The sequence below is a fragment of the Nonomuraea sp. NPDC003707 genome, from assembly GCF_053587055.1.
Genome location: NZ_JBSFNK010000026.1, coordinates 71848 through 88139, shown reverse-complemented (window position 1 = coordinate 88139; position 16292 = coordinate 71848). Strand labels below are relative to the sequence as shown.

Sequence of the window (16292 nt, the reverse complement as noted above, 5' to 3'; positions counted from 1 at the left end):
CGGAAACGCCGAAACCCTTGTTCCGGTACGCGACTCGTACCGGAACAAGGGTTTTCTACTCTTCGGTGGCGTCGAACTTGTAACCCAGGCCGCGCACGGTGAGGATGCAGCGCGGGTTGGACGGGTCCGACTCGATCTTGGCGCGCAGGCGCTTGACATGGACGTCGAGGGTCTTGGTGTCACCGACGTAATCGGCGCCCCACACGCGGTCGATGAGCTGGCCACGGGTCAGTACACGCCCCGCGTTGCGCAGCAGCACCTCCAGCAGCTCGAACTCCTTCAGCGGCAGCTGCACCTGCTCACCGCGCACGGCGACGACGTGGCGGTCGACGTCCATGCGCACGGGACCGACGGCCAGCACCGCGGTTTCCAGCTCCTCCGTCACGTCGCCCTGGCGGCGCAGGACCGCGCGGATGCGGGCCACCAGCTCGCGCGACGAGAACGGCTTGGTGACGTAGTCGTCGGCGCCCAGTTCGAGGCCCACGACCTTGTCGATCTCGCTGTCCTTGGCCGTCAGCATGATCACCGGCACCTTGGAGCGCTGCCTGAGGGAGCGGCACACCTCCGTACCGGGCAGACCCGGAAGCATCAGGTCGAGCAGCACCAGATCTGCTCCGTTGCGGTCGAACGTGTCGAGAGCCTCGGGCCCGGTCGCCGCGACCGACACCTCGAAACCCTCTTTACGGAGCATGTAGGACAGGGCGTCGGAGAAGGACTCCTCATCTTCGACGACAAGTACGCGAGTCATTGGGCTGTCTCCAGGGGAATCGAGGGTGGTACTGCCACCGCCGTGCCGCCGAAGGCGGGCAGGCGGAGCGTGAAGGTGGAGCCGGACCCTTCCTTGCTCCAAACGGACACTTCGCCGGCGTGTGCGGCGGCGACGTGTTTGACGATGGCCAGGCCGAGCCCGGTGCCACCGGTCGCCCGCGACCTGGCCGCGTCGACGCGGAAGAACCGCTCGAAGATGCGTTCGAGCGCCTCCTCCGGGATGCCGATGCCCTGGTCGCTGACGCTGATCTCCACCGAGTCACCGGCGGGCCGCACGCTGACCACGACCCGGGTGTGCTCCGGACTGTACGCGACGGCGTTGTCGATCAGATTGCGCAACGCCGTCACGAGCAGTTCGTCGTCACCCCAGATGCGCAGGCCCTCGGTGCCGCCGGACACCAGCGTGATGTCCTTGGCGACGGCCTTGGTGTTGCAGTGGTCGATGGCGTCGTGGATGGACTCGTCGATCGAGACCTGTCCGGGGGTGGGGATGGGCTCGGCGCCCTGGATCCTGCTGAGTGTGATCAGGTCTTGGATGAGGTAGTTGAGCCGGGCGGCCTCGTGCTGCATGCGCCCGGCGAAGCGGCTGACCGCCTCGGGGTCGTCGGCGGCGTCCTGAATGGTCTCCGCCAGCAGGCTCATGGCGCCCACCGGGGTCTTCAGCTCGTGGCTGACGTTCGCGACGAAGTCACGGCGTACGGCCTCGACCCTGCGGCGCTCGGTCTGGTCCTCCGCGAGCACCAGGACCTGGCCGTGCGAGCCGAGCGGAGCCACGCGTACCGCGAAGTTCGTGGTCTCCTGGCCGAACTTGTGCCCCGCCACGTCGATCTCGCTCTCGCGGATCTCGCCGTCACGGCGTACCTGCCGGGCCAGCGCCAGCAACTCGGCGGCCATCAGCCGGTCACCCTTGACCAGCCCGAACGCCCGCGCGGCCGAGCTGGCGCGCAGCACCTTGTCATGCGCGTCGAGCACCACGGCGGAGGAAGGAAGCACGGCCAGCACGGACGCGACGCCCTGCGGCAGCGCGCTCCCGGTCTGTGTGCCATCCTCCACGGCAGCGCGTTTCGGAGCCTCGATCTGGTTTCGGTAGAACAGGACCGCCAGGGCGCCCACGACGAACCCGGCCAGGGCCGCGAAGCTCATGGCCATCTCACTCATGTCTTCGATGGTAGGTGGCCTTCTCCCAGGCGCAGACCCTCTCATCAGGGATGGAAGGCCCCTTTCCTGGAAAGTTCATCTGACGGTAGGGGTTCGTTCATCGAGGGGCACGTACGGTGACCACATGCGCGACGCGTACCACGAAGAACTTGATTCGCTGACCGACAAGCTGGTCGAGATGACCAGGCTTGTCCGCTCGGCCATTTCCCGTGCCACCACGGCCCTCCTCGACGCCGACCTTCAGCTCGCCGAGAGTGTCATTTCCCGGGACGAGGAAGTGAACGCGACGTTCGCCGAGGTCGAGGCCTCGATCTTCGACCTGATGGCCCGGCAGCAGCCGGTGGCCGTGGACCTGCGAATGGTCATCACGGCGCTGCGCATGGGCACCGACCTGGAGCGCATGGGCGACCTCGCCGTCCACGTCGCCAAGGTCGCCCGCCTGCGCCACCCCGAGTCGGCGATCCCGGCCGAGGTGCGCTCGACCATCGTGGAGATGGGCCAGATCGCGGAGAACCTCGTCACCAAGACCGGCAGCTGCATCGCCTCGCGGGACGTGGACTCGGCGCTGGAGCTGGAGCAGGACGACGACGCGATGGACCGGCTGCACCGGCGACTGTTCCGCAACATCCTGTCCAAGGACTGGGAGCACGGGGTGGAGCCGGCGATCGACATCACGTTGATCGGGCGCTACTACGAGCGGTACGCGGACCACGCGGTGCGGGTGGCGGCGGATGTCGTCTACCTGGTCACGGGGGCTCGGCCCAGCTGACAGCGAGGCCTTCCCAAAGGCGTGGTCTTCGCAGGAGAGTCGCGCTTCGCGCGAAAGGGCTCAGGCTGTGTTGTGTGGGGGCACGCCCCCACACCCCCGGCGAGGGGACTCCCGTCCCCTCGCGCTCCCCTTGCCTGGGCCCCCTCGGTATCGATGTTGGCTTGGAGCATTCCGCCTGGTCTCGGTTCACAGAGTCGACAGGGCCGAGTCCGTCCTTGCGTGACCCTTCACTGCAACAGGTAGCGTGCTGGCAGGAAGGGGTTGGCAGGCATGAGCGAACATCGCGAGACGACCGGTCGGTGCTATGCGTGCAAGCGCACATTCAGCTTCGACCCGAAAGAAGTCGTAACTTTCCTGATCGATCCCGAGACCCACATGCCGCCAGGGATCACGGTCCTCGGCTCTCTTCGGCCGGCCAAACCGGAAGCCGTGGCCAGGTCCGTCGACGAGCCCATCTGCCCTGATTGTGTGACCAAGGCGAAGCAGTACAGCGAGGAGAGCGGATCGGGTCGCTCCTGGGGAAGCTGGCCGTCGAGCAGCAATTGAGCTCTCGTGCCCCGAGATCAAGGTCAAAAGCGGCGAGGCGAGTCCCGAGCGCAGCCTCGGGCGAGGGATGCAGCGATCTTGTGGCACAGCAAAGCCCCGCCCCCCGGCCTTGAGCCCGCAAAGCGGAAGACGCAGTGAGGGCTTCGACAAGGCAGACAATGCCCGTCAATAGGGAGATCTGAGCCGTCCGGTCAGGTTTCACTGCGTTGTCCGGACACCTGGTGGAGCCATTTCCTGAGGACCGCCGGATTCTGCGCCACGTTCCAGCGCTCCAGGAATGAGCGGCCCGGCACCTCGATGTCCGCTATGACCAGGCCTGGCTCCTCCGCTCGCGCTGCGGCGGCTACCCGGCCGTCCGGGGCGATGATCCGGGTCGCCCCTCCTCCCGCACGCCCACCCGCCGTGCCGGCGACATCGGCCGCGATCACCCAGCAGTCGTTCTCCACCGCCCGGGCGACGAGCGTGGACCGAGTCCTGACCGCCCACCCGCGCGTGACGTCCACGGGCAGGTCGTTGTTGAGCGGGCACGCCAGGACGCGCGCCCCGGCCAGGGCCAGGAGGCGGGACGGCTCGACGAAGTTGGCGTCGTTGCAGATCACGACGCCGAAGGCGTAGTCGTCCTGGCGATACAGGGGCAGGTCCTCGCCCGGGCTGAAGGCGGGTTCGCGGGGGAAGAGCTTGCGGGTGACCTCTCCGGCCAGCCGCCCGGCGCGGACGACCGCCGCTGAGCTGTGCAACCGCCCGTCGGCTGAACGCTCGGTGAAGCCTGCGACGACGGTCATCGTGGGCGGGCAATCCCGCAGGGCCGAGATCAGGTTCGCGTATGGGGGTGACATCGCGACGGCCTCGGCGGCCGGTTTGTCCGGCGGCATGCCGCCGAAATAGCACTCTGGCAGGACGAGCAGCTCCACCCCGGCTCGTTCGCACTGTTCGATCACCCGTGGGAGGTCACCGGCCGCCGATCCCGCGAGCTCCGCCTGGAGCGCTGCCACTCTCATCCAGCGGCGCCGACGAAGCGCTCGCGAAGTTGCACGCGTGGTCCTGCCGGCCGGGACGCCAGAGCACCCTTCTCAGCCGAGGTTTCGATCGGCACACGCCATCCCGACGTCAGCACTCATACTTCATTTGAGGCGCACAGTACCGGGCTTCACGGCATGCGCTCAAAGCTCACCAGACGATGGGCGGCATTCTTAGCTGGAGGCGTTGATCTCCGGCCGTCAGGTCACGCGTGGCTGGCTCTGAGATTCCGACCCTCGACTGTGACACGGCTTGCCACGACTGGTCGCACGATGGCCGAGGCCCGGGGAGCGCGAGGGGACGGGAGTCCCCTCGCCGGGGGTGTGGGGGCGTGCCCCCACGCAACACAGCCTGAGCCCTTTCGCGCGAAGCGCGCCTCTCCTGCGAAGACCACGCCTTTGGGGGTCGAAGGGAGCGAAAGCCCCCTGGGAAGCACTGGAAGACGTCGCCTTCAGCGGCCCTGGTTGGCGACGGCCTCGATGGCGGCCTTGGCGGCGTCCGGGTCCAGGTATTCGCCGCCCGGCCGCTGAGGCTGGAAGTCGGAGTCGAGCTCGTACAGCAGCGGAATCCCCGTCGGGATGTTGAGGCCCGCGATCTCCTCGTCGCCGACCCCGTCCAGGTGCTTGACCAGGGCTCGCAGGGAGTTGCCGTGGGCGGCCACCAGGACCGTGCGGTCGGCCGACAGGTCGGGGACGATCGAGTCGTACCAGTACGGGAGCATGCGGTCGACCACGTCCTTCAGGCACTCCGTACGGGGCATCAGCTCCGGGGGAAGCAGGGCGTAGCGGGGGTCGCCGGCCTGGGAGAACTCGTCGTCGTCCGCGATCGGGGGCGGCGGCACGTCGTACGAGCGGCGCCACAGCATGAACTGCTCGTCGCCGAACTCCTCGCGCGTCTGGGCCTTGTTCTTGCCCTGGAGGGCGCCGTAGTGGCGCTCGTTGAGGCGCCAGCTCCGCTTCACCGGCAGCCAGAGCAGGTCGGCCTCCGCCAGCGCCAGCTGGGCCGTCTGGATGGCCCGGGTCAGCAGGCTGGTGTGGACGATGTCCGGGCGCAGTCCGGCGTCCTGGAGGAGCTTGCCGCCGCGGCGGGCCTCGTCCTCACCCTTGGCCGAGAGGCTCACGTCCACCCAGCCGGTGAACAGGCCCTTCGCGTTCCAGTCACTCTCGCCGTGCCTAAGCAGCACCAAAGTCGCCATATCGCCAATCCTATGGTCAGCGATTACCGGTCCGGGTCGGCGAATCGGGCGAACGCCTGCAGGTTGGCCAGCGACTCCCCGCGCTTGGCCCGCCATTCCCACTCGCGCCTGATCGACGAGGCGAACCCCAGCTCCAGCGCCCGGTCGAACCAGTCGTCAGAGTACGTCAGCACGCACCCCAGCAGCCGGTCCACCTCCGCCTCCGTGACGGCGGCCAGCGGCACCCGGCCCACCAGGTAGACGTCCCCCACGGGGTCGAGCGAGAAGTGCACGCCGTACATCGCGCCGTTCTTGCCGAGCAGCCAGCGGTAGAACTCGGTGTGGTTCTCGTCGGGCTGGCGACAGAAGAACGCCTCGACGTGCAGCGCCTGCTCCCCCACGATCAACCACGTCATGGTGGCGAGCTTGTGCTGCCCGGGCAGTTTGACCAGGAACGCCCCCGGCCGCGGCTCGTCGTAGGTGACGTCCGCGGCCTTGAGCGCGGCTTCGACGACATCGCGCATGCCGACAAGGATAGAAGGCCGCCAGAACAAAAGTCGGGCTAGAAGTTCAGGGCGATGGGCGTTTTGTGGAGGTTTGCGATGGCGGCCGCGTACACCTCCACCAGGCGGGACGCGGTCGCCTGCCAGCCGAACGCCGCCGCGTGCGCGCGGGCTCCCGCCGACATCGAGTCGCGCCAGCGCGGCGAGACGACGAAGCGGCGCAGCGCCTGCGCCCACTGCGCCGGGTCGTGGCCGTCCACGAGCAGGCCGGACACCCCGTCCCGCACGGCGGTGCGCAGCCCGCCCACGGCGGCGGCCGCCACGGGGGTGCCGCAGGCCTGGGACTCCAGGGCGACGAGGCCGAACGACTCGCTGTACGAGGGCACGACCGTCACCGAGGCCGCCCGGTACCAGTCGGCCAGTTCCTCCTGGGGAGCCGGAGGAACGAGGCGGACGACGTCCGAGATGCCGAGTTCGGCGGCCAGTTCGGTGAGCAGGGACGGCCTGGCCAGGCCGTTGCCCGAGGGCCCGCCGACGCAGACCACGACCAGGCGCTCGCGCAGCGACGGGTCGTCGATGAGCATCCTGGAGGCGGCGCGGAGCAGCACGTCCGGGGCCTTGAGCGGCTGGATGCGGCCCACGAAGAGCAGGACGTGCGCGTCCTGCGGCAGGCCGAGCCGCCGGCGGGCGGCGCCCTGCGAGGCGGGCTGGAAGACGGTGAGGTTGACGCCCGGGTTCACGACGGCGACGCGCTCCTCGACGGCGCCGTACAGGTCGATCAGCTCCCGCGCCTCGTCCACGGTGTTGGCCACGAGGCGGTCGGCGACCTGCACGACCTGCTCCTCGCCGACCACACGGGCCTTGGGCTCCGGGTTGTCGCCCTGGGCGAGCAGGAGGTTCTTGACCTTGGCCATGGTGTGCATGGTGTGCACGAGCGGCACGCCCCAGCGCTCCTTGGCCAGCCAGCCGACCTGGCCGGAGAGCCAGTAGTGGGAGTGGATGACGTCGTAGCGGCCCGGGTCGTACATGGCCTCGGTCCGCAGCACCCCGGACAGGAACGCGCAGAGCTGGCTCGGCAGCTCGCTGCGTTCCATCTCCTCGTACGGTCCCGCGGTGAGGTGGCGGACGAGGACGCCTGGGGCGAGTTCGGCCACGGGCGGGAGGTCGCGGGCGGTGGCCCGGGTGAAGATCTCCACTTCCACGCCGAGGTGAGCCAGCCGCTTGGCGGACTCCACGATGTACACGTTCATGCCTCCGGCGTCGCCCGTTCCGGGCTGGTCCAGGGGCGATGTGTGCATGCTGATGGTCGCGACCCGGCTGACCCGTCGTCGCCTCACTCGACACCACCTCCAGACGGCTTATAACCATCCAGATTTTTGCGACATTCCCGACACATGGTCATAACAGGGTATTTAGGGCGGTCGTCAACATGCCCGGGAGGGCTGGCAGGATGAGGAGCATGCGGAGAACGGCTGTGGTGACCGGGGCGAGCAGTGGGATCGGCGAGGCGACCGCGCGGCGGCTCGCCGCCGAGGGTTTCGAGGTGGTGGCGGGCGCGCGGCGGCGCGAGCGGCTCGACAAGCTCGCCGCGGAGGTGCCCTCGATCAGGCCGGTGACGTTGGATGTGACCTCCCAGGAGTCGGTCGGCGCGCTGGCGGACTCGCTCGAGCGGTGCGACGTGCTGATCAACAACGCCGGTGGCGCCCTCGGCCTTGAATCGGTCGCGGAGGGGCACCTGGATGACTGGCAGCAGATGTACGACGTGAACGTGCTCGGCTCCCTGCGCATGACCCAGGCGTTCGTGCCCAAGCTCGTCGAGTCCGGCGACGGCGTGCTGGTGATGGTGACCTCGACGGCGGGCCTGGTGTCGTACGAGGGCGGCGGCGGCTACGTCGCGGCCAAGCACGCGCAGACCTCGATGGTCGAGACGCTCCGCCTGGAGCTGGTCGGGCAGCCGGTGCGGATCGTGGAGATCGCGCCGGGCATGGTGCAGAGCGAGGGGTTCGCGGTCACCCGGTTCCGCGGGGACGAGGCGGCCGCGGCGCGCGTCTACGAGGGCGTGCCCGGCCCGCTGACCTCCGACGACGTGGCCGACGCGATCGCCTGGTGCGTGACCCGCCCCGCCCACGTGAACATCGACCGCATGATCATCCGCCCGCGGGCCCAGGCCGCCCAGCACAAGGTGCACCGCGTCAGTGGCTAGACCGGCCGGGGCCGCCAAGGCGGGGGGCAGACCGGTCGGCGCCATCACCAGGGGCACGACCGGGCACAACCGGCTGCGGCGCTCCGACCGGTGGATCGCCGCCGTGCACGGCCGGCTGCTGCGGGCCGCCGAACGCCCCCTCGTGGTGGATCTCGGGTACGGGGCGTCGCACACCACGACGCTGGAGCTGTTCACCCGCCTGCGCCGGGTGGCCCCCGGCGTCGAGGTGGTCGGGATCGAGATCGACCCGGCGAGGGTGGCGGTGGCCAAGCCGTACGAGCGGGAGGGCCTGAGCTTCCGGCTGGGCGGCTTCGAGCTGCCCGTCGGGCGCCCGCCGACGCTGGTGCGGGCCTTCAACGTCCTCAGGCAGTACGGCGAGGCCGAGGCGTGGCACTACTGGGACGTGCTCAGAGGCCGGCTCGCCCCCGGCGGCGTCCTGGTCGAGGGGACCTCGTCCGAGAACGGGCGGCGCGCGATCTGGGTGGGGCTCTCTCCGGAAGGGCCCCAGACGATCACGTTCTCGGCCCGTTTCGATGCTTTCGAGCGGCCTTCTGACCTGGCCGACCGGCTGCCGAAGACCCTCATCCACCGGAATGTGCCGGGCGAGCGGATTCATGCGTTCCTGAGCGACTTCGACCACGCGTGGGCGGTGAGCGCGCCGTACGGGGCCCATGGGCTGCGGCAGCGGTGGATGGCCTCCGTGCGCGCGCTGTCGGGCTCCTGGCCCATCGCCGGGCGGCCGCCGCTCGGCGGCCCGGCCCGGTGGCGGCTCGGCGAGCTGACCCTCCCGTTCTCGGCGGTGGATCCCCGCGATCAGAGGCGCGCCTCGAACACGGCGTAGGCCGCGCTGTCGAACAGCACGAAGCGGACGTCCTCCACGGACGTGTCCGCCTGCCGGACCGTGTCCAGGGCGATCCGTGCGGCGTCGTCCATGGGCCAGCCGTAGATCCCGGTCGAGATCGCGGGGAAGGCCACCGACCTGGCCTCCAGCGTGTCGGCGACCCGCAGCGACTCCCGGTAGCAGGAGGCCAGCAGCTCCGAACGGTCCACAGACATGGAGTAAACCGGCCCGACCGTGTGGATCACCCACTTCGCGGGCAGGCGCCCGGCCGTCGTCGCGACCGCCTTTCCGGTGGGCAACCCCTTGCCGTAGTGGCCAGACCGCAGCTTCCGGCACTCCTCGAGGATCTCCGGACCGCCGCGGCGGTGAATGGCCCCGTCCACGCCTCCGCCGCCCATGAGGGAGGAGTTGGCGGCGTTCACGACGGCGTCCGTCGGCTGCTCGGTGATGTCGCCTTTCACCAACGTGATGCGCATCTCACCGAGATTGGCATCAACGGCCGCCCCGCACCAGCACCGCGGTCCCCCTGCCGGCCATGCGCACGGCCAGCAGGACGAGCCCCGGCAGCGGCAGGAGCATGGCCACGGCTCCGGCCAGGCGCTGGTCGGCGAGGACGCCGGGCGCGCCGGACGGGGCCACGAGCGAGATCCAGTCGGCCGCGACCGGGGGCGCGAGCAGCAGGTACGTCCCGACGGCGAGGTGGGTCAGGGTCACGGCGGCCAGCAGGCGGGCACGGTCGCCCCACGTCTCCGGGTCCGCCCCCGCCAGGACGCCGAACACCAGCATCCCGAGGCCGAAGAACAGAAGCTCGGTGAGCAGGTGAGGAGCGTAGCCGGACAGCGACCACGACAACCAGGGCGTGCCGTAGAGGAGGACGAACGCCCCGAAGTAGACGGCGGGATGCGCGAGGAACCGGTAGCGGCCGGCGACGGTGAACGGGGCGCCCAGGCAGAGCAGGAGCGGGGCGACGACGGTGAGCACCGTGTGCTGGACCGAGTGGACCGACAACATCGCCCGCGCGTAGCTCCCGACCCCGCCGAGCAGCACCAGCGCCGTCAGCGCCAGGCCCGCGTACCAGGCGATCGCGCGGCCGGCAGGCCAGGAGGCCGCCCTGCGCACGGCGACCGCGTAGGCGACCGCGGGCAGCATCAAGAGGATCAGGACGGTCGGGTCCAGGCGGAGCTCGGTGATCAGCGCTCCTGGGGTGAAGGGGGCGAGCGCGTACTCCAGGGCGGCCTGGTCGTGACCGCCGCCGCCACCGGGCGGGGGCGGCGTGCGGGACAGGCCGATGGCCAGCCCGACGGCCGCCGCCATCACGATCACCTCGCCGGTGGCCAGGCGGACGAAGGTCCGGCGTACGGACCGGTCGGCGATGCCCTCGACCGTGCGGCGGCGATGGGTCCAGCCGAACAGGCCCAGGAGCACGAGGGCCGCGGTCTTGGCCAGCAGGAGCTGCCCGTACGAGCTCTGCCAGAGGTCGGACGGGGCGCTGAGCCGTACCCAGGCGCTGGCCACGCCCGAGACGGCCACGGCGGCGAAGCAGCACAGCGCGAGCGCGCTGAACCTGGGCAGCACCGCCGGCAGATCCGGGGACCGGCGGAAGTGGAGGAGCACCGCAGCCAGGCCGCCGACCCAGACCGAGACCGACACCAGGTGCGACATGAGGGCGGAGACGGCGACGTCGTGGTCGCCCGCGGAGGCCGCATGCCCGACGTAGGCGGGCGGCAGCAGCCCGAACACGGCGACCGCCAGCCGGACCGCCGAGGGCAGCCGCCAGGTGAGCCCCACGACGACGGTGGCGGCCAGCACCACGAGCAGGGCCTGGGTCTGCGGGATCGAGGTGCCGAACTCCAGCAGATCAGGCGAGGCGAGCAGGGCTCCGGCGGGCAGCGGGATGAGGTTGGACAGGGTGAGCACGTAGCTCAGCCCGGTCGCCAGGGCCCAGCCGAGCGCCCACCAGCCGGCCGCGCGACGGCAGGACCGGGACTCGGGCGAGGAGGCGGGGGCCAGGAGGGCGGCGACGAGCGTCCCGACGCAGCCGACCGCGCACACGTCGAAGCAGAACCGGGCCAGGGGCAGCCCCCACTCGGTGAACGGCCCGGCGGTGGGCAGCCCGGGAAGCTCCGGCTTGATGGCCCCGCCGAACCGCAGGACGACGACCAGCACCACGACGCCGGCGGCCACCGCCGCACCGGCGTAGGTCCTGGCCGACTTCCCTGCCGCGACCGATGGGACCGATGGGAACGCCCTGGCCATGGGTCAGCCCGCTTGCTTGGCGATCTCGGCCAGCTCCGCCTTCTGAGCCTTGATGATCTTGTCGGCCAGCTCGAGCGTGGGCCCGTGCTTGCCCGACTTCTTGACGGTCTCGGCCATCATCACGCCGTGCTCCAGATGGCCCGACAACGCCGACAGCCACTCCTTGTCGAAGCCGGAGCCGGCCTTCATGTCCGCGCCCATCCGGTCGGTCGGCTCCGGCGGCACCGTCTCCTTCCAGGACTGCAGCCACGACGACATCATGTCGATGTCCGCCTTCTCCTCCGCGATGAGCTTCGTGCTCAGGTCACGGACGTACGGGGACTTTCCGCTCTTGGCCGCCACCTCGGCCAGCTGGATCGTCTGCTGGTGGTGCGTGATCATCTCCTGGCTGAAGACCACGTCAGCCTGATCGTGTGTCGTCGACGTGCTGTCCGCCGAGGCCGCGCACCCGGCCGCCAGCACCAGACCGAGCAGGGCCACAACCGCTGTACTCCAACGCATGCACGGAGATACGCACGACACGGAGACGCGGTTCACACGCCCCAAATGCCTGCTCGACAGGTTGTAGAGCTAGCCTGTAGGGCGTGAAGGGTCTTGGCGAGCTTGAGCGCAGCATCATGGACATCCTCTGGGCGGAGAGCGGCGCGCTGACCGCCCGTGAGGTCGGCAGGCTCATCGCCGACCGCGACCTTGCCCCCACCACGGTGATGACCGTGCTCGACCGCCTCACCCGGAAGGGCTTCCTCCAGCGCACCCGGGACGGCCGCGCATGGAGATATCAACCGGCCGAAAGCCGCGACGCGTACATCGCCGAGCTTATGCTGGAAGCCTTGGACATGACGGGCGACCGATCGGCCGCCCTGACTCGCTTCGCCCAGGCCGTGTCGGGCTCGGAGGCGGAGATCCTGCGCAGAGCCCTTACGGAGCTGGAGGAAGAGTGATCACGGCAGCGGCGCTGGCAGCGCTCGCCACGGCGTGCGCGGTTGGCTCCTGGCGTTTCACGACTGCCCGGTGGACCTCACGCGCTCCTCGGCTGGCCATCATCGTCTGGCAGTCCCTGGGGGTGTCCTGGGGCCTGGCCACCACCGGCGCCATGCTCGCCTATGCGGTCCAGCCGTACGGCGAGGGGGTGCTGCCCGGGCTGTTCGCGTTCGCGCGGGGGGAGGCGCCCCTGGAGGCGTGGGACCCGCTGCACGTGCTGGCCCTGATCGCGGGGCTCACCGCCCTGACCGTGCTGATCGCGGTGCTGCTCACCGCGGGTGTGCAGGCGCTGCGCGCCCGCCGCAGGCACCGTATGCTGCTCGCGCTGATCTCCCACGACGACCCCGGCGTGCCCGGGGTGCGGGTGCTCGCCCACCCCGGCGCCGCCGCCTACTGCGTGCCCGGCCTGCGTTCGCAGGTCGTGGTGAGCGAGGGCGCGCTCAAGCTGCTCTCGGAGGACGAGATGGCCGCCGTGCTCGCGCACGAGGCCGCGCACGTGCGCGAGCGGCACGACCTGGTGCTGCTGCCGTTCGCCGCGCTGCGCAGGGCGCTGCCCTGGTCGAAGGTGGTGGCCGACGCGCAGGCGCAGGTGGAGCTGCTCATCGAGATGGCCGCCGACGACCGCGCCCGGCGCTACTGCTCGCCGCGCAGGCTGGCGACGGCGCTGCTCAGGTTCGGTACGGCGGGCGCCATGCCGACCCCCCAGGGCATGCTCGGCGTGCACGCCAAGCACGTCATGGCCAGGGTCGACCGCCTGATCAAGCCGGCTCCCGAGCTGGCCGCTCCGGTGCGCTACGGCTACATCGCACTCTCTGTGACGTTGGTCACCTCGGCGCCTCTCCTGTGGGTCTTCCAGCTCTGACGTGCTTGCTGGCGTTAACCGTCCCGTTTGCAATTGCAAGCACTACGGGGCAGACTATGAGGCATGGCACTACCCAAGGTCGACTCGATCGGTGAATACATCCGCGAGCAGCGGCAGCAGGCGAAGATCTCGCTGCGCCAGCTCGCGGCGGCGGCAGGGGTCTCCAACCCCTACCTGAGCCAGATCGAGCGTGGGCTGCGCAAGCCGAGCGCGGAGATCCTCAACCAGATCGCCAAGGGTCTGCGCATCTCCTCGCAGGCGCTCTACGTGCAGGCGGGCCTCATCGAGGACCGCGAGCCGCCGAGCGACGTCATCACGGCGATCAGGGCCGACACGCACCTCAGCGAACGGCAACGCCAGGTGCTGATTGATATCTATGAGTCGTTCCGTAAGGAGAAGCGCGCCGAAGACGAGCAGACCTCCCAGAATGCTCGCCCCCGGCACGACTCCGGATCGGACGACGAACCGCTGTCAGAGGAGTTTCTCGCCGCTCTTGAGCCCTATACGGCGACCTCCGGCAACGGCAACGTCACCCAGGAAACCAAGGAAGGTTAACCCATGACGCTCGCAACCGAGGTCAAGAAGCTTACGGAGTCCAAGCCGTTCTACGCCGTCGCGGGTGTCGGCGACTTCGCGGTCGAGAAGCTCCGCGAGCTGCCCGAGCAGCTGCAGAAGCTGCAGTCGCGCCGCACCGAGCTGACCAAGGACCTGCCGGAGATGGCCCGCGTGTACGCCGGCAAGGCCGAGAGCTTCGCCAAGGAGTTCCCGGAGAAGGCCCGCGGGTACGCCGACCAGCTCGCCGGCAGGGCCACCGAGGCCTACGAGGACTTCGCCACGCGCGGCCGCCGGGTCGTCAGCAAGACGAGCAGCGACGCCGCGCTGGAGCTCGAAGAGGTGGCGCAGGCCGCCAAGCCCGCCACCCCGGCCAGGAAGCCCCGCACCACCAAGGCGAGGGGCTGAGCTGACGCGAAAGCCCGTCTCCCGAGGGAGGCGGGCTTTCCGCTTTGGGGTGCCCGTCTGTCAGGGTCGCCTATTAGGCTGAAGCCGATTTCATTGCGGCGTTGTGCGGAGCCAACAACATGAATTTGATCAACAGTGTCCTCAATCTCCTCTTCCTGGTGCTCGCCGCCGTCATCTTCGGCATGTCGGCGTACGCGCTCGTGCACGCGCTACGGGTGCCGACCGGCGCTTTCGTCTCGGCGGGCAAGCTGCAGAAGAACATCTGGCTGCTGATCCTGGCGCTGGCGACGCTGTTCTCGGTGGGCGGCGCCTGGAGCTACTTCATCGACTTCCTCATCGTCGGCGGCGCCGGTTTCATCGGCCTGGGCGCGCTGGGCTTCTTCTCGATCGTGGCGGCCATCGCCGCCACGATCTACATCGTGGACGTCAAGCCGGCCGTCAAGGGCATGGGCGGGCGGGGCAACAACGGTCCCTACGGCCCCTGGTGATCGACCCGGGCGTTAGGCTGCCGACATGACCTTCGACCTCCACGGGCGCACGCAGCGGCTGGAACTGTCCGACCAGGTTCTCCGCGACTTCGAGGCCGTCGTGCTGGACGCGACGCCCGAGGGGATCGTGCTGGACAGGTCGGCGTTCTATCCGGGCGGCGGCGGCCAGCCGGCGGATCACGGGGTGCTGATCTGGCAGGGCGTCGAGACGCGCGTCGTGGGGGTGCGCAAGGGTGACGACCTCCAGCTGGTCCCGGCCGAGGGCGATCCGATCCCGCCGGTGGGCACCGTGGTCGAGGCGGCGGTGGGCGACGAGCGGCGCTCGGCCCTCATGCGTACGCACTCGGGACTCCACGTGCTGTGCGGGGTGGTGTTCAGGGACTACGGCTGCCTCGTCACCGGCGGCAACATGGACGAGCTCAGCGCGCGGATGGACTTCAACCTGCCCGAGGTGCCCCCCGGGTTCAAGGAGGCCGTCGAGGACGCCTGCAACACCGAGATCGCCGCCGACCGGCGCATCGACGTACGCGTCCTGCCGCGCAAGGAGGCGTTCGACATCCCCGACATCATCCGCACGGCCACCAACCTGGTCCCGGAGACCGTCCAGGACGTGCGGATCGTCGACATCGTGGGCCTCGACACCCAGGCCGACGGCGGCACCCACGTGGCCTCAACCAAGCAGATCGGCCACATCAAGGTGGCCAAGATCGAGAGCAAGGGCCGCGGCTTCCGCCGGCTGCGCATCCAGATCTCCGACTAGTCGATCACCTTGGCGAGGCCGTCGAGCAGCGGGCCGAGCCCGAACTCGAAGAGCCGGTCCAGGTCGAGGTCGAAGTCGCCGGCCAGCTCGGCCACGACCCCGGCGAAGGCCGGATAGTCGTTCGACTCGGCGATCCAGAGCAGGTGCTCCTCCTGCCCGGCCATGAACTCTTCGGCGCTGAGCCCCGTGGCGGCCTGGGCCTGCCGCTCCAGCTCGAGGTTGGCGGCGATGCCCTGCACGTAGCTGTAGACCAGGGTGTGCACGTGCATCTTGGCCGTGACATCGAGCCTCGTGCCCGCCAGCGCGGCCATGACCCACTCCGTGTGCCTCAGCAGGCTGGCCGAGGGCAGCGGCCTGGTCAGCGAGGTGACGCCGGCCATCCACGGGTGCGCCCGGTAACCGGCCCACTGGAGGCGAGCCGACACCTCCAGCCTGGCCCGCCAGCCCTCCGGGCGCTCCACGGGCAACGGGAACTTGTCGATGACGGCTTCGACCATCAGCAGGACCAGGTCGTCCTTGCCGGCCACGTGGCGGTAGAGGGACATGGTGGCCATCCCGAGCCGGTCGGCGAGACCGCGCATGGTCAACTCGGAGAGGCCCTCGGCGTCGGCGATCTCGACGGCGGCCCGTACGATGCGCTCCCGCGTCATCTCGTTGCCTGAGACATCCGGCCGCCGGGCCGCCGTCCTGCCCCCGCGCGGCTCCGCCACGATCGTCCCCACGCGCGGCTCGGCGACCACGACGCCCTCCTGGGCCAGGAGCGCGAGCGCCTTGGCGGCGGTGGCCAGGGCGACCCCCCGGTCCCTGGCGAGCTGCCTGGTGGACGGGACGCGGTCTCCTGGGCGGAGCCGGCCGTCGGCTATGCGGCGCTTGATGTCGGCGACGATCTCGGCGTAAGGGGCTGCCATCTCATCCTCCTGTACTAGTACAGATCTTGCCATCCTACCCTTGCGAGCTGCTGTCCGTACTCCGTACATTCAGCGTACAACGTCAACACCTGCGAACA

General features: G+C 69.8%; 20 protein-coding genes. 10 read left to right on the top strand and 10 right to left on the bottom strand.

What is annotated here, in order from left to right; translation table 11 throughout:
• Positions 1–55 precede the first annotated feature (55 nt).
• Both ACWDRB_RS45615 and ACWDRB_RS45610 read right to left on the bottom strand, forming a co-directional pair.
• On the bottom strand, positions 56–748 hold the full coding sequence (locus ACWDRB_RS45615) for a response regulator transcription factor (RefSeq protein WP_185070431.1): 693 nt from the start codon (positions 746–748) through the stop codon (positions 56–58).
• Positions 745–1917: a sensor histidine kinase gene (locus tag ACWDRB_RS45610; RefSeq protein WP_449905147.1), complete on the bottom strand. Its 1173-nt coding sequence runs from the start codon at positions 1915–1917 to the stop codon at positions 745–747. Before ACWDRB_RS45610 ends, ACWDRB_RS45615 begins: the two co-directional genes overlap by 4 nt.
• A gap of 133 nt (positions 1918–2050) precedes the next feature.
• Between ACWDRB_RS45610 and phoU the strand changes: the two genes are divergently transcribed.
• Together phoU and ACWDRB_RS45600 are read left to right on the top strand one after the other, a co-directional pair.
• Positions 2051–2695: a phosphate signaling complex protein PhoU gene (phoU, locus tag ACWDRB_RS45605; protein WP_350733256.1), complete on the top strand. Its 645-nt coding sequence runs from the start codon at positions 2051–2053 to the stop codon at positions 2693–2695.
• 270 nt (positions 2696–2965) lie between these two features.
• Entirely contained in the window at positions 2966–3241 is a 276-nt protein-coding gene (locus ACWDRB_RS45600) for a hypothetical protein (RefSeq protein WP_350733254.1), read from the top strand.
• A 191-nt stretch (positions 3242–3432) separates the two neighbouring features.
• Here ACWDRB_RS45600 and ACWDRB_RS45595 read toward each other — a convergent pair whose 3' ends face one another.
• The 4 genes from ACWDRB_RS45595 to mshA all read right to left on the bottom strand — a co-directional run bounded on the left by ACWDRB_RS45595 (position 3433) and on the right by mshA (position 7272).
• The gene (locus ACWDRB_RS45595; protein ID WP_449904989.1) at positions 3433–4239 is read right to left on the bottom strand and encodes a carbon-nitrogen hydrolase family protein; all 807 of its coding nucleotides are present in this window, start codon (positions 4237–4239) and stop codon (positions 3433–3435) included.
• 470 nt (positions 4240–4709) lie between these two features.
• Positions 4710–5453 carry a phosphoglyceromutase gene (locus tag ACWDRB_RS45590; protein WP_363962087.1) on the bottom strand — a complete coding sequence of 248 codons (744 nt, stop codon included), beginning with the start codon at positions 5451–5453 and terminating at the stop codon, positions 4710–4712.
• A gap of 23 nt (positions 5454–5476) precedes the next feature.
• Positions 5477–5956, bottom strand: coding sequence for a type III secretion system chaperone family protein (locus tag ACWDRB_RS45585; RefSeq protein WP_355204330.1), 480 nt, complete (start codon positions 5954–5956; stop codon positions 5477–5479).
• Positions 5957–5994: 38 nt separating this feature from the next.
• Entirely contained in the window at positions 5995–7272 is a 1278-nt protein-coding gene (mshA, locus tag ACWDRB_RS45580) for a D-inositol-3-phosphate glycosyltransferase (RefSeq protein WP_435054304.1), read from the bottom strand.
• A gap of 122 nt (positions 7273–7394) precedes the next feature.
• Between mshA and ACWDRB_RS45575 the strand changes: the two genes are divergently transcribed.
• Together ACWDRB_RS45575 and ACWDRB_RS45570 are read left to right on the top strand one after the other, a co-directional pair.
• Positions 7395–8138 carry an SDR family NAD(P)-dependent oxidoreductase gene (locus ACWDRB_RS45575; RefSeq protein ID WP_449904986.1) on the top strand — a complete coding sequence of 248 codons (744 nt, stop codon included), beginning with the start codon at positions 7395–7397 and terminating at the stop codon, positions 8136–8138.
• On the top strand, positions 8131–8979 hold the full coding sequence (locus tag ACWDRB_RS45570; RefSeq protein WP_449904984.1) for a class I SAM-dependent methyltransferase: 849 nt from the start codon (positions 8131–8133) through the stop codon (positions 8977–8979). Before ACWDRB_RS45575 ends, ACWDRB_RS45570 begins: the two co-directional genes overlap by 8 nt.
• Here ACWDRB_RS45570 and ACWDRB_RS45565 read toward each other — a convergent pair.
• From ACWDRB_RS45565 to ACWDRB_RS45555, 3 genes are read right to left on the bottom strand one after another with little or no spacing between them, the layout of a single operon-like run.
• Positions 8952–9455, bottom strand: a complete 504-nt coding sequence (locus ACWDRB_RS45565; protein WP_449904982.1) for an O-acetyl-ADP-ribose deacetylase — start codon at positions 9453–9455, stop codon at positions 8952–8954. The two genes, ACWDRB_RS45570 and ACWDRB_RS45565, sit on opposite strands and share 28 nt — an antisense overlap.
• Before the next feature lie 16 nt (positions 9456–9471).
• Positions 9472–11235 carry a cytochrome c oxidase assembly protein gene (locus ACWDRB_RS45560; protein WP_449904980.1) on the bottom strand — a complete coding sequence of 588 codons (1764 nt, stop codon included), beginning with the start codon at positions 11233–11235 and terminating at the stop codon, positions 9472–9474.
• A 3-nt stretch (positions 11236–11238) separates the two neighbouring features.
• On the bottom strand, positions 11239–11715 hold the full coding sequence (locus ACWDRB_RS45555) for a DUF305 domain-containing protein (RefSeq protein WP_449904978.1): 477 nt from the start codon (positions 11713–11715) through the stop codon (positions 11239–11241).
• Positions 11716–11819: 104 nt separating this feature from the next.
• On the opposite strand from ACWDRB_RS45555, the gene ACWDRB_RS45550 reads away from it, so the two are divergent.
• The 6 genes from ACWDRB_RS45550 to ACWDRB_RS45525 all read left to right on the top strand — a co-directional run bounded on the left by ACWDRB_RS45550 (position 11820) and on the right by ACWDRB_RS45525 (position 15286).
• The gene (locus ACWDRB_RS45550) at positions 11820–12176 is read left to right on the top strand and encodes a BlaI/MecI/CopY family transcriptional regulator (RefSeq protein WP_357725389.1); all 357 of its coding nucleotides are present in this window, start codon (positions 11820–11822) and stop codon (positions 12174–12176) included.
• The gene (locus tag ACWDRB_RS45545; protein WP_355204319.1) at positions 12173–13078 is read left to right on the top strand and encodes a M56 family metallopeptidase; all 906 of its coding nucleotides are present in this window, start codon (positions 12173–12175) and stop codon (positions 13076–13078) included. The genes ACWDRB_RS45550 and ACWDRB_RS45545 overlap by 4 nt, the downstream gene beginning before the upstream one ends.
• Before the next feature lie 63 nt (positions 13079–13141).
• Complete coding sequence (locus tag ACWDRB_RS45540) at positions 13142–13633, top strand: helix-turn-helix domain-containing protein (RefSeq protein WP_350733238.1); 492 nt, start codon at positions 13142–13144, stop codon at positions 13631–13633.
• Between the two features lie 3 nt (positions 13634–13636).
• A complete protein-coding gene (locus ACWDRB_RS45535) occupies positions 13637–14038 on the top strand; it encodes a hypothetical protein (RefSeq protein WP_449904974.1) in 402 nt (133 codons plus the stop codon).
• Between the two features lie 119 nt (positions 14039–14157).
• Positions 14158–14526, top strand: a complete 369-nt coding sequence (locus ACWDRB_RS45530; protein ID WP_192789781.1) for a DUF2516 family protein — start codon at positions 14158–14160, stop codon at positions 14524–14526.
• Positions 14527–14551: 25 nt separating this feature from the next.
• The gene (locus tag ACWDRB_RS45525) at positions 14552–15286 is read left to right on the top strand and encodes an alanyl-tRNA editing protein (RefSeq protein ID WP_449904972.1); all 735 of its coding nucleotides are present in this window, start codon (positions 14552–14554) and stop codon (positions 15284–15286) included.
• On the opposite strand, the gene ACWDRB_RS45520 is transcribed toward ACWDRB_RS45525, so the two are convergent.
• A complete protein-coding gene (locus ACWDRB_RS45520) occupies positions 15283–16194 on the bottom strand; it encodes a TetR/AcrR family transcriptional regulator C-terminal domain-containing protein (protein WP_449904970.1) in 912 nt (303 codons plus the stop codon). The genes ACWDRB_RS45525 and ACWDRB_RS45520 overlap by 4 nt on opposite strands.
• Positions 16195–16292 lie beyond the last annotated feature (98 nt).